The sequence below is a fragment of the Acinetobacter sp. ANC 4470 genome, from assembly GCF_002135335.1.
GTDB lineage: Bacteria > Pseudomonadota > Gammaproteobacteria > Pseudomonadales > Moraxellaceae > Acinetobacter.
This window is the reverse complement of the sequence record NZ_NEGC01000003.1, coordinates 100,764-114,453: the sequence shown is the minus strand read 5'-3', so window position 1 is coordinate 114,453 and position 13,690 is coordinate 100,764. Positions and strand designations below refer to the sequence as shown.

10 protein-coding genes are annotated in these 13,690 nt (G+C 38.3%); 7 read left to right on the top strand and 3 right to left on the bottom strand.

Features of this window, described 5'->3' with window-relative positions:
- The first annotated feature begins 6 nt into the window (after positions 1 to 6).
- A complete protein-coding gene (locus tag B9T25_RS05655) occupies positions 7 to 2,433 on the top strand; it encodes a DNA internalization-related competence protein ComEC/Rec2 (RefSeq protein ID WP_086187501.1) in 2,427 nt (808 codons plus the stop codon).
- Here the strand turns inward: B9T25_RS05655 and B9T25_RS05650 are convergent.
- A complete protein-coding gene (locus B9T25_RS05650; protein ID WP_086187500.1) occupies positions 2,422 to 3,387 on the bottom strand; it encodes a lysophospholipid acyltransferase family protein in 966 nt (321 codons plus the stop codon). The two genes, B9T25_RS05655 and B9T25_RS05650, sit on opposite strands and share 12 nt — an antisense overlap.
- A gap of 129 nt (positions 3,388 to 3,516) precedes the next feature.
- Here B9T25_RS05650 and sppA point away from each other — a divergent pair, with 129 nt between their 5' ends.
- Together sppA and B9T25_RS05640 are read left to right on the top strand one after the other, a co-directional pair.
- A complete protein-coding gene (gene sppA / locus B9T25_RS05645) occupies positions 3,517 to 4,542 on the top strand; it encodes a signal peptide peptidase SppA (protein WP_086187499.1) in 1,026 nt (341 codons plus the stop codon).
- Positions 4,539 to 5,342 (top strand): alpha/beta fold hydrolase, encoded by an 804-nt coding sequence (locus B9T25_RS05640; protein WP_086187498.1) that lies wholly within the window; start codon positions 4,539 to 4,541, stop codon positions 5,340 to 5,342. The genes sppA and B9T25_RS05640 overlap by 4 nt, the downstream gene beginning before the upstream one ends.
- A 69-nt stretch (positions 5,343 to 5,411) precedes the next feature.
- Here B9T25_RS05640 and purN read toward each other — a convergent pair whose 3' ends face one another.
- Complete coding sequence (gene purN, locus B9T25_RS05635; protein ID WP_086187497.1) at positions 5,412 to 6,041, bottom strand: phosphoribosylglycinamide formyltransferase; 630 nt, start codon at positions 6,039 to 6,041, stop codon at positions 5,412 to 5,414.
- A 1-nt stretch (position 6,042) separates the two neighbouring features.
- Complete coding sequence (gene purM / locus B9T25_RS05630; protein ID WP_086187496.1) at positions 6,043 to 7,110, bottom strand: phosphoribosylformylglycinamidine cyclo-ligase; 1,068 nt, start codon at positions 7,108 to 7,110, stop codon at positions 6,043 to 6,045.
- A 134-nt stretch (positions 7,111 to 7,244) separates the two neighbouring features.
- On the opposite strand from purM, the gene cxpE reads away from it, so the two are divergent.
- The 4 genes from cxpE to B9T25_RS05610 all read left to right on the top strand — a co-directional run bounded on the left by cxpE (position 7,245) and on the right by B9T25_RS05610 (position 13,548).
- Positions 7,245 to 8,465: a chloramphenicol efflux transporter CxpE gene (cxpE, locus tag B9T25_RS05625; protein WP_086187495.1), complete on the top strand. Its 1,221-nt coding sequence runs from the start codon at positions 7,245 to 7,247 to the stop codon at positions 8,463 to 8,465.
- A gap of 15 nt (positions 8,466 to 8,480) precedes the next feature.
- Positions 8,481 to 9,185, top strand: a complete 705-nt coding sequence (gene hda, locus B9T25_RS05620; RefSeq protein ID WP_086187494.1) for a DnaA regulatory inactivator Hda — start codon at positions 8,481 to 8,483, stop codon at positions 9,183 to 9,185.
- Between the two features lie 118 nt (positions 9,186 to 9,303).
- Positions 9,304 to 11,139, top strand: a complete 1,836-nt coding sequence (gene rbtA, locus B9T25_RS05615; RefSeq protein ID WP_086187493.1) for a rhombotarget A — start codon at positions 9,304 to 9,306, stop codon at positions 11,137 to 11,139.
- Between the two features lie 3 nt (positions 11,140 to 11,142).
- A complete protein-coding gene (locus B9T25_RS05610) occupies positions 11,143 to 13,548 on the top strand; it encodes a CSLREA domain-containing protein (protein ID WP_086187492.1) in 2,406 nt (801 codons plus the stop codon).
- Positions 13,549 to 13,690: the final 142 nt, after the last annotated feature.

The window sequence follows — 13,690 nt, the reverse complement described above, 5'->3', positions numbered from 1 at the left end:
AAAATAATGATGCAATTAATCTGCGTAGGCTGGGTCATTGGAATTGCTACGATGGGGAAAACCTTCCCAATTTTGCAGTCGTTGCTTATTCCGAGTATTGTTCTTTTTATCCTCGTATTGATGTTGAAGCTGACAGTTTTAAAACACGTCCATTCATTGTATTTCAAATGTTTACAGCTCTGTATCGGTTTTAGTGTTGGCATAACGCTGGGCTATAGTTATGCCTATCATCAACTGAATGATCGTTTACAGTTTCGAGAACGGCAGGTTGAACAGGTTGAAGTGATTGTCTATGTCAAAAATTTAAATGAATGGGGCGATCAATCCATACAACAAAAAATTCAGGTGTTGAATCGGCATGCCGAAGTTGTGCAATGGCAAGCATTTTTAAAAAATGAAATAGATTCAAAGCTGAAAACGTCACTTGAGCTTGGTCAATACTATCGCCTACAGGGCAACACACGACCTGCACATAGTTATGCAACGCAAGGTGCTTTTGATCAAGAGCAATGGTACATTCAGCAAAATATCATGTCGGGGTTTAAAGTTTCAGCGATACAAAAACTGTCTGAACAAGACATTTATGCCTTAGGTTATGCTCGTTATGTAAGGCAACAACATTCAACTTTGAATCAAATGCAACTCTGGGTGGAGCAACAACGTCTTGCACTGCGCAATTTTATTGCTCAACAACCAGTACGTAATAAAGGATTACTGTTGGCTTTATTGACAGGGGATCAAAGCCTACTTCAGCCAGAAACGGAACACTTATTCCAACGTTTTGGCATGAGTCATTTATTGGCAATATCTGGGCCGCATGTTCTTATTTTTGCTTTACTGCTGTGTTGGAGTCTGCATCAACTCATTTGTCGTTATTGTCCGCAAATCTATTTGAAATGCCCCAAGCAATATCTGTTGATATTACCTTTTTGCATATGCGTATTGTTGTACTGTGCTTTTGTGGGTTTTGAAATTCCTGCGCTCAGAACGTTATTGACCTATTTACTGATTAGTGCGTGTATTTTATTTAAACAGAAAATCCAAGCGTTGAGTATTTTACTTTTTAGCGCTGCTATTTTACTCATTTTTGATCCTTTTAGTATTTTATCGGCTGCTTTCTGGTTGTCTTATAGCGCGTATTTTGTGTTGCTGCGTATTTATCAAACGGTGCAGCAGCAAAGTCATCTGGAGGAAATAAAAACCCAGACTCAGGTAATCAAAATTCAGCTGAAAATTTTAATTGAATCGCAGTGGAAAATATTTTTGGCTTTGTTGCCACTGATGCTGATGTTCTTTAAACAGATCGTATGGGTAACACCATTGAGTAATCTGTTTGCGATTTCATGGATTGGTTTAGTGATTGTGCCATTAGATATTATTGGAGCACTGTGCTATTTCATTTTTGAACCATTGGGTGGGTTAGTTTTTCAAATCAATGATCTGTGTATTTCTGGATTACTTATTTTTATCCAATGGTTAGATTGGATTTTTTCACCGACATTACAACCGATTGCGATGAATAGTTGGACATTACTCAGTTTATGTTTGGGCTTGGTGATTCTATTTTTGCCGCGTGGTGTAGTGCCAAAATTTTGGGCTATTTTGTGTTTTATGCCTTTGATTGTGGTTGATGCTGATAAAAATGATTTTGAATTGACAGTGTTAGATGTAGGGCAAGGTCAAGCGATTTTTATCCGTGATCAAGAACAGACCTTAATGATTGATATGGGTGGAAATTATGATGAAGATCAATTTAGTGTGGGTAAGCAAATTATTTTGCCTTTTTTATCTGTAAATGGTGTTTCGCAATTGAATCAATTGATTTTGACCCATTTAGACCAAGATCATTATGGTGGATATGAGTCGATTAAGCATGATTTAGCCATCAAAAATGTATATTCCAATGAACAGGTAAAAGTCGAAAAGTTGAGTCAGTTTGATTATTGTCATCAGGGGCAGCAGTGGCAGTGGAGCGATCGCGTCAATATTACGGTGTTATCACCGAAACCTGAGCACTTGGCACAGGCGAAATTTGAAAAAAATGAAATGTCTTGTGTGGTTTATTTGCAGGTGAAAAATGTTCAACCTTATCAAAATTTTTTGTTGATGGGGGACGCAGGTTGGGAAACGGAATATCACATTTTACAGGCTTATCCATATTTAAAAGTCGACGTTTTGGTATTGGGGCATCATGGTAGCCGACATAGTTCCGCTTATCACTTTTTAAAACAATTAAAGCCAAAATTAACAGTTGCATCGGCAGGCTGGAATAATCGCTATGGACATCCAAGTGTGATTGTGGAGTCTCGTTTAAAAGAATTAAACATTCCACTACTTAGCACCATAGAACATGGCAGTATTCGTTTTTTTAAGCAGAAAAACATCATGTCTATTGCATTTGAGCGAGATACTAAGCAATGGTTAAAGCACTAAGTGATTTTTAGTCTGGGCAGCTTGGGTGCGGATGTCCTCAACCAATTTAAGTGCTTCATCTGTATTTAAATGATAGACCTGATCTAAAGCTGGATTGGCTTTAAAGCGCTTATAACTCCAATGATAATGTTCTGGATAACGACGAATTAAATCTTCAATTGTTTCTAAAATAACACGAGTGCCATCATTGGCATTGCCTTGGTAAATTCGATCATCTATAGGTTCAATGTACATATCAAAACCATGATTATCATTACGCATTGCATATAAAAATAAGGTTTTAGCTTTGGTTTTTTGAATCAGTTTGGCACTTAAATTACTGGTCGCGAGTGGTATGCCAAAATAAGGAATCATTTCCCCACTAAAATTAGGCGTATGATCTGGCAAAATAACTGTCGTACCGCCTTGTTTTAAAGCTTTAAAAATTTGTCTGACACCCGATTCATCGGTCGGGACTAAGTTTGCCTGCTCACGACTTCGCGCCTCACGTACAAATTGATTGGCGGATTCATTTTTGACGGGTTTATACAGAATGGTCATTGGGGTAAATTGAGCCAGATAAGCATTCATAATTTCCCATGTGCCAAAGTGCGGCACAATCAGGACCAAACCTTCAGGTGCTGTTAGAGCATCTTTCAGTAGCTGCTCTCCAGTAATGGAATGAATACGAGCAATATTTTTATTATTATCTGCACCCCAAATGCTAAAAAATTCGAAATATGCGGTTAGTTCATTACGAATCGCCTGCGGAATAATCTTTTCATGTTGTTCAGCGCTTAATTCGGGTAACGCAATTTGCAGATTAAGACGAATCGTATCTGACGTTTTTGACATTTTAAGTAAATTCACTAGACCTGCTAAACTTTGAGCAATAAATCTAGAAATTTGAATGGGTTGTCTGCTTAAAAATTTAAGTAAGCGATACGTCGTATTTGTTGAAGTATGGTCAGTCATTGCCTGTCGTCAATGTAGAAAAAGAGTCAAAAAGAAAAATATTATAGGGGAAAATATATTGTTTAGGCAGATTTCTATGATTCAGTGTATATAATGAGTTCAATTTAACTCATCATTGGATTATTTTCCATGTCCGATTGGCCGCCAAAACCAGAAAATGACATTCAGAATACACAACATAATACGCAAAATATAACGGGCAAAGAATGGCATATTTTAGAGAAAGCCGTTTTAGCATCGGTAGAAGAACAGCGCCGTGCGCGTCGTTGGGGAATATTTTTTAAATGTCTCACTTTTGCTTATATCCTTTTTGTTTTAGTGTTAATGGGGAAAAGCTGTAGCACATCAACCACAGATCCTACCGCAACAACAAGTTCGCATATTGCTGTGGTTGATATTGTTGGAACAATTGCTGCAGATAAACAAAGTGTGAATAGTGCGGATACCATAAAAGCATTAAAGAAAGCTTTTGAAAGTAAACAAAGCCAAGCCGTGGTTTTAAATATTAACTCACCAGGTGGTTCACCAGTGCAGTCTGATGAAATCTGGCAAGAAATTCAATATTTGAAAAAGACCCATACCGGTAAAAAGCTGTATGCCGTGATTGGTGATACAGGTGCTTCAGGGGCGTATTATATTGCGTCTGCTGCGGATGAAATTATTGTTAATCCATCCAGTCTTGTGGGATCGATTGGTGTAATTATGCCGAACTACGGTGTGACGGGTTTAATGCAAAAATTAGGTGTTGAAGACCGTACCATGACTTCCGGTGAGAACAAGGCATTACTTTCAATGACCCAGCCTGTAGATGGCCCACAAAAAGCACATGTACAAGGTGTACTTGATAATGTGCATGATCATTTTATCAATGCCGTCAAACAAGGTCGTGGTAACAAGTTGAAATCACAAGATCCAGCAATCTTCTCAGGCTTGTTCTGGACAGGTGATCAAGCAGTGAAATTGGGTATTGCAGATCGTACGGGTAGTTTAAATACGCTGAAACGTGAACTCAAAGTTGATAAAGTGGTGAATTACACCATTGAATATAGTCCTTTTGATTCGGTACTTGGGCGTATCGGAAGTTCGATTGGACAAGGCTTTGCGAGCTCACTTTCACAACAAGTCCAATCTGAACAAACGACAAAATTACAATGAAGCCACTGATTCATTTTGCGCACGCCAATGGCGTGCCATCTCAAGTTTATCAAAAGCTATTTGATTTACTCAAAGATGAATACGAGGTTATTTATGTGCCACTGCTTGGAACAGATAAGCGTTATCCCATTGATAATCATTGGGAGAGCTTAACCAACCAAGTGATTGACAGTATTGTCCGTCAAGCCAAGGGTAGACCTGTTATTGGTTTAGGTCACTCTTTAGGTTCAGTGCTGACCTTTCAAGCAGCATTGAAACGGCCTGAGTTGTTTGAGCAAGTGATTATGCTTGATCCACCTTTGATTATGGGTAAAGACGGTTTTGCATTGCATGTTGCTAAACTGTTGAAGCTCAAAGCAGTGGATCGGATGTCACCTGCGGCACTGTCATTGCGTCGTCGTGATCATTGGGATAGTCGTGAGCAAGCAGCGGAATTGCTTCGCACTAAAGGTTTTTATAAAGACTTTGATGCCGACTGTTTTCAAGCCTATATCGATTATGCTTTAACTGAAGATAAAGTTCGTGGTGGTGTTGAGCTTACCATTCCAAAAATGGATGAAGTAAAGGTTTTTAGAACCAATCCATCACTGTGGTGGTTGCCTCAGAAAAAAATTCATCTGCCAATACACATGGTGGTTGCAAAGCAAAGTCCATTTTTACCGCGTCGCTTTCCACAGATGGTGAAAAAGAAATTCGGGGTGCCTTTTAGCATTACAGCAGGCGGACATATGTTCCCACTGGAGCATCCAGTTGAAGTTGTGAAGTTAATTAAGCAGTTGATTCAGCAACAAGCTCAATAATTGCGATATCTATATTAATATCAATAAAAAAACGCATCCTCGGATGCGTTTTTTTAATCTTTAAATCTGTTAGAACTTGGCAAATTGCACAGGTTCAAGCATGGCTTGACCACGATACAACACATCATTTTTAGTATGCTGAATTGCACCTGTACAAATCCATTCCACCACTTGTGGGTAAATGACATGTTCAAGCACATGTACTCGGCTCGCCAATGAAGCGGCATTATCATGCCCATTCACTTTCAAGACACCTTGCGCTAAAGCTTGCCCTGCATCCAGTTCAGCCGTTACATAATGAACGGTACAACCGTGAAAGACATCGCCCGTGTTCAGTACGCGTTGATGTGTATGCATGCCTTTATAATAAGGCAATAGAGAAGGGTGGATATTGACCATTTTCCCTTCCCAAGCTTGCACAAACTTGGCACTTAAAATACGCATAAAGCCAGCAAGAACCACTAAATCCACATCCCAATCGAGCAATTGTTGATGCATCACATCATCAAATGCTTCACGGTTGGGATATTGTTTATGTTCAATCACCGCAGTGGCAATACCTGCCTTTTGAGCACGTTCTAGAGCATATGCTTCAGGCCTATTGGAAATAACCCCAACAATTTTCCCCGATAGATTGGCATCAATCAAAGCTTGTAAGTTACTTCCACTGCCTGAAACAAGAACAGCAATTTTGATCATGTTATGCAAAGATTACGCGAATTTTTTCATCAGCACCGGCAACAGATTCAGCATTGTCAACAATGTGACCCATATTCCATGCTTTTTCGCCAAGTCTGGTCAATAATTCAACCGTTTTATCAGCATCTGTTGCATCAACTGCAATCACCATGCCTACACCACAGTTAAATGTGCGATACATTTCGTGCTGTTCAACACCGCCTTCACGTTGAAGGAGTTTGAACAGTTCTGGCCATTCCCAAGAAGATTCATTAACAATCGCTTGAGCGCCATTTGGAAGTACGCGAGGTAAGTTACCTGGTAAACCACCACCTGTGATATGCGCCATTGCATGAACATCAACTTCTTTGCAAAGTTGCAGCAATGATTTAACGTAAATACGTGTTGGTTCCATTGCAACATCTGCAAGTGGGCGACCATCTACGATTTGGGTTAAATCGATGTTTTTCACATCTATAATTTTACGCAGTAAAGAATAACCATTTGAGTGTGCACCGCTTGATGCGACACCAATCAATACGTCACCAGATTTTACTTTAGTGCCATCAATAATTTTGCTTTGCTCAACGACACCTACGCAGAAACCTGCAAGGTCGTAATCTTCGCCTTCATACATACCGGGCATTTCAGCAGTTTCACCGCCAACCAATGCACAGCCTGCAAGCTCACAACCAGCGCCAATACCTGTGACTACATTGGCAGCAACATCGACATTTAAGTGACCAGTTGCATAGTAGTCAAGGAAGAATAATGGTTCAGCACCACATACAATAAGATCGTTTACACACATTGCAACCAAGTCTTGACCAATAGTGTCATGACGGTTCAAGTTGAGTGCTAAACGTAATTTTGTACCAACACCATCTGTGCCAGATACCAGAACAGGTTCTTCATAACCTTTAGGGATTTTACAAAGAGCGCCGAAGCCGCCTAATCCGCCCATAACTTCAGGACGTGCAGTGCGCTTAGCGACAGATTTGATTCGGTCGACGAGTGCGTCTCCCGCTTCAATGTCGACACCCGCATCTTTATAGCTTAAACCAGTGTTTGGGGAAGTTGAGTTGCTCATATTGAAGTCTCCGCATTCGCGCCGAGATTATACCCGAATATACGAAACTCTTATGTTATTTATGCGCCAAAATGCTATCTTTATTAAAATATTTTACTTTCTATAACGAATAAACCAAAAAAAGGCTCGAATCTATGGTTGATCGCACCTTACGTCGTATTTTTATACTCTCAGGTATTGCATTCATCCTTTGGGTTTTGTATTTGCTTAAGCCTGTGGTATTACCTTTTATAGCAGCATTTTTGGTTGCTTATTTATTTAGTCCATTGGTAGATAAACTTCATAAAATAGGTTTGCCGCGCTGGCTATCTATTGGCATTGTTTTTATTGGTATTGGTATCATTGTTACTTTGGCAATTTGGTATGTTGTTCCACTGGTTTGGCAACAGCTCATCTATGCACGAGACAGTATTCCCGCAGGCATTCATTGGTTGAATTACACTTTTTTACCGTGGGTGTCGCAGACCTTTAATGTCGAAGCAATGGAAATTGATACTGAACAAATATCCAAGGTTGTCATGGAATATATTCAGACCAATTATAGTGCTGACAGTATTCAGAGTGTCGTATTGCGTGTTGCACAATCGGGCTTGAATTTTATTCAAATTGGCGGTGTGGTTGTTTTAATTCCGATTATTGCCTTTTATTTCCTGCTGGATTGGGATCGGATGCTTGAAAGTTTACGCCGCCTGATTCCTCGTCATTATGAAAAAATGACATTAGGTATTGTGAGTGAATGTCATAATGTATTGGGTGCATTCGTTAAGGGACAATTCTTGGTGATGTTCCTTTTAGGTGTGGTTTATGCTGTCGGTTTACAACTGATTGGTTTGGAAGTTGGCTTGATTATTGGGATGGTTGCAGGCTTAGCCAGTATTATTCCTTATTTGGGCTTTGGTGTTGGTATTGTTGCCGCCGTGATTGCAACGCTTTTCCAGTTCGGAATCGATTGGACGCATTTGGCATTGGTTGTTCTTGTCTTTATGATTGGACAAGCCTTTGAAGGCTACATCCTTCAACCCTTCCTATTGGGCGATAAAATAGGTTTATCACCCGTTGCCGTAGTTTTTGCCGTGTTAGCTGGTGCGCAACTTGCAGGTTTCCTTGGTATGCTGATTGCTTTGCCTGTTGCAGCTGTGATTGTGGTTTTACTTAGACACGCACGGGAATCTTATGAAAAAAGTCGATTGTATGATGTGTCTGCTGTAGTTGTACATGGTTCTTCATCAGGGGCAATAGGTATGCAAACAGGGCAAATTGATGTAGATATTGAAATTAAATCTGAAGCATTAAAAAGTCAGCAAGGTGCTGAAAAATCGAGTAAGATTGAACCATTAGACAATAAAGAACCCTAAGGTCAAAACACATATATGCGTCAACTGCAGTTAGATATAGAACCTCAACTTGATGCTCGAATTAGTGATTTTTCGGGTCCAAGTTGGGGGCATGTTATTGATGCAGTTCGACAACTTCATGCAGGCTTAATGAGTCGTTTTTATGTGTATGGTGGTGCAGGTTCGGGTAAGAGCCACTTACTTTCTGCCATTTGTGATTCTTATTTAGATGTCGGTAAATCTGCAATTCAAGTTTCACTACTTGAATTGCTTGATGCGCCTACTGAGGCGATCACATCATTAGACCAGTATGACCTTGTGGCATTGGATGACATTGAAGCGATTAGCGGTGTTCCACATTGGCAAAAAGCAGTTTTTCATTTAATTAACTATAATAATGAAGGTGGGGGGCAGTTGGTTTTTTCTTCCCGTATTGCACCTATTGAATTAAAACTTGAACTTCCAGATTTACAATCCCGTTTAACCCAAGCTGTGAGTGTGAAAGTGCCAACGGGTAGTTTATATGCAGATCGCTATGCGCTCGTGACATCGGTATTAACACGTCGCGGAATTCATCTTGACCAACAAGTTATAGATTATTTGCTTATGCAAGGGCCGCATCAAACCTCTGTTTTATTACAAACTTTAGAACAATTGGTTCAGTTGCTAAAAGGTGAAAAAATTAAAATTAGTCATGCCAATTTAAGACAAATTTATGCCTTAATTGATGAATATCGGTAAACAATAAAAAATCTTGAGAAATTATTAAAGCTGTGACAAAGTACAGCAAAATAGTTCGATGTTGCAGGGAATTTGCAACTAAAGAATAAAAATATATAAAGAACACAAGGAGAAAGATATGCTCAAACGGAGCATAGGCATAGGTATGTTATGCATTGCAGGACATGCTTATAGCGGCGAGATTAAAGTTACAACAACTGAAGATGTTTCTAAAGATGACACGGAGTGTTCTCTTCGTGAAGCCATTGAATATGTTAATAGAGACTTTGTTGATAGTGGTTATCAGGGGTGTGTGGGGCGTATAAAAGATACGGGCTCTACCCTATTATTAGGGAGCAAATTAACCTATAAATTAAACACACACATTAAAATTTCAGCACCGCTCCATTTAAGAACCGTTTATGACGATACAACAGGTTTTGATAAGCCTGTTGCTGGTGTTAATAATGCCATTATAAAAATGTTGGCTAAGGATAATATTTTCGTTATTGATGACACAAAAAAAGAAGTCTTCACGATAAAAATGACTGAAGTATCACTTCAAGGGTGTAATCAGTCTGTATGTGCCGACAAAGGTGGGCTGATTTATAACAATGAGTTTTTGACTTTAGAATATGTGAAATTATCGGGTGGTAGCGCAAAACAAGGTGGTGCGATTTATAACGTTGCTGTACCTGCTGCTGATAAAGATGCGACAGAACGCAGTTTGGTTGATATTAAATCCAGTTTATTTGAAAAGAATACAGCAGATGAAGGGGCTATTCTTTATAGTCAAGTTCCACGATTTAGAATATCAAATTCAGTTTTTCGTGAAAACGAGACAACATTAACGACGAGTGCAAATATATATTCTGCCAAATCTTTAGATGATGCTGAAATTGCTGCCTTCCCATTAATGATTTTTAAAGTTGCGGGCAGTACTTTTTATAAAAATAAAGGTTTTATTATTAATGTTCTTGATGGTATTGGTTTAAATAATCTTACCGTGGTTGGAAATTCAGCTGGTATTCAATTTAATGCGCCCTTAAAAAAAGCATATCTTGCTAACAGTATCGTCTTAGGAAATCCGTATCCTGTGACACAAGATAATAACTGTACTTTTGTAGCAGGTGATAAAAGCTTTATACAAAATAATCTTGTTGCAAATAGTTGTACATCTGGTGATAGCAACTATCCAAATGATATTTGGAGTGGAACACAGCTTATTGCTGGTGATTCTTTAGAAGGAAAATGTAAGACTTTAAGTGAAGATAAAAATGCGCTGTTATGTCCTTATGTTCAATCTGATGCTACTTTTTTAGGATATTTTCGTCCACGTATCTTAATGAGCTATCAGGGGTTATCCGATTCACTGATCGTTAATAAAGGCCGACTACAACTCAATGTTGACGCGCCATTAATGGGGTGTGAAGCAGCAGATCAGCGTGACCAAAATCGTGATTCTGACAATATTTTTTGTGATCGTGGTGCGATAGAAATTATTGTACCGAGTACAACAGGACTTGTTGGTAAAGACTTACTTATTGGGGAAATTGCAAAAATTTCTCTGACTGAATATTTAAGTGATAGTGACCTTGTTCCTAAAGAAGAATGTGAAGCGATATTGGGCAAGAATCCTACAGGAGAAGCGTGGCAGGCGGGTTGTATGCAAGTAATACAAACGCAGACAGCATCGAAGGGTAAGCTCACCATTGATGAAGAGGGTAACTTGGTTTATACCCCACAAGGTACATGGCATGGGGCAGATTTGTTCAAAATTCGGTTAGTGACATCATCTACTCGCTTTAATAAAACTCGACCATATATGGAAGTTAATGTACATGTGGTACAAGAGCCTAAAAATGACATGGAGAGTAGTACAGTAAGTACATCAGGTGGGTCATTTGGATTCTTTAGTATATTTACAATATTAGGTCTAGTTGGACTGCGCCGATATAAAAATAAACAAGGATGATCTATGAAAAATTATAAAAAAGGATTTCTCTGTACCATGATATTGTCTGCAATGTCATTAATGGCAGCAGAAGATAAGACCATTTATGTCAATACTTTTGTTGATGAAAATGGTGAAAATTTAAATAATTGCTCGTTGAGAGAAGCAATACAAACTGCTGAAGACAATAAATCGTATGGTGGTTGTAGCGCGGGTAATACGACCAATGGTCTAAAAGATATTATTCAGCTTGAAGCGGGTGAATATGTTTTAAAAAGTGAGTTAAGACCTAAGGCTGAAGTTTTTATTTATGGTAAATCACCGGCAGATCATTCAGCTAAAAATTCTTTGACGCATAACTATCCAGCCCTTCGAGCATTAAAAACCAGTATTAGTGCAAATAATGCTTCGCGTATTTTTAATACGTCAGATACTAATGCAAATATTAATCTGACGAATCTGATTTTAAAAAATGGTTATTCTGAGCAATTAGGTGGTGCACTACTTGTTGGTGGATCATTAAATATGGTCAATAGTGCAATTTTAAACTCTGAATCAACTCAAAAAGGCGGAGCAATTTATTTTGTTGCGCATAATGAAGGCAAGGAAATTAATCTATCTCAAGTGCTTATACAGGGTAATCAGGCCAAAGAAGGTAGTGTTTTAGCTATGGATTGTGAGGCTAATCTGAAAGATACAAATGCTATTATTAATATTAATAATAGCAGTATTGTAAAAAACAGATCAGCAAACAGTCTAAGTATGATTGACCTATGTGGTAATCCAAACTTAAAGCTCGTAGCAAGTACAATTGCACAGAACCAAGTTGATAGTACAAAAGGCAGCATTATTCGGGCGGTAGGTGATAATCATCGCCTGAATTTGAATTACTCATTTGTTGCAACAAGCAATACCATTGTAGAGAATGATGCTTATAGTACTTTCTATTATGATGATAATGGTTCAATTAACTTAAGTTTTAATCTTTTAGCGTTTAATAAGGGTAAATCTTGTCGTTATGCTTTGAATGATGGCGATTTAACAGACACAAAACGTATCGTTACGGCTAGTCAAAATGCCTTTAGTTCGGAAGGGCCATGTGATTTACCGACAGCGCCAAAGACTGGAACGACTGCTTCTAATACCAATTTAAATTTAGGTGATGTGAATATATTAACGGTATTGTCACCTTATCAAGAAGCATCAGAATATAACTTATTTTTACCTCTGTATTATCCAAAAAATAATCAAAATGAATTTGATTTAGTCAATGTAAGTACTGGAGAGTGTAGTAAAACGGATCAACGAGGCATACAGCGAATTACTGAGGGTACGCTGATGTTGAATCCAACCATGAAAAACACCTGTGACATTGGTTCAGTTGAACTTATGCGTTTAACTGCGGCAGATATTACCGACTTATTTAATGATTCATATGTACAACGAATTGATAAATATAAAGAAGTTATTGATGCAATTAAGGTGGATATTGCAGATCCTAATCGTAAAGATTACTTAATTCAAGATACAGAAGACTTAAAAATATTTGAAGATTTATTAAAATATACCATTGAAAATCAACAGTATCGTGCAATTTATGTCGATCCATTTGCATTTGCATTGCCGAATGATGAAGAAGTGCCAAATAGTAATGGTGCGTTGCAGCCTAAAGAGTTAAATGCTGATAATTATAATATTATTACGCAAGAACGAGGGGAGTTGGTTGAGAAAAATGGTGTAATTGAATTTGTTGGTGATCCTGATCCAAACTTTAAATGTGTTTGGAATAGTGATTTGAAGCGAATTATTCTTTATCGTTTAGATGGTAAATTGACAGATTTAACTGGTCCTTCGTATTGTTCATATACGATTCAGTCTAATCAAATTGCAGGTTTAGAATCTTCAGGGGTTTTAAAGGCACAGTTTAAGAATATTGCGCCAATTGCCAAGTCGGATGAATACTCAATTACCCCAAGTTCAAATTCAACACTGAGTATTAATCCATTGGAAAATGATAGTGATGATGGCGATGGACCTACGAAAAAGTTGAATGCTCCCTATAACGGTGCATTTTATAAAAATGCAGCTGGTGTAGAGTTGCCTATCCGATTTGACACCATTCCTGCAGGTTTAATGGTTACCGCTGACCATACTGGCCCTTGCCCTGGTAATGACATCCGCTTTACCTGTTATGGTGGTCAATTACATATGCAAGCAAAGAATAATTTTAGTCCATTTGATTATGAGCTGAGTTATTATATTTATGATTCAGAAGGTCTAATCTCGAAGCAAGCACTAATTTACTTGAAGAATACCGCACAAAATACCAGTTCTACCGCTTCTGGTGGAGGTGGTGGCAGTATTGGTGTTTATAGTCTTTTAGGCTTAATGGGGCTTGGCTTATATAGAGCGCGTAGAAAAAAAGACTAAACTTAAAATGCCTCATTGAATGAGGTATTTTTTTGCAAAAATCAAAAATTTAAAAACATATAAATAATTGGATTTAATCAATATTGTGGTGTGTGGTGGTAAGATTTATTTGGCTTTTACTGGAAGTATGAATCTTGAACAA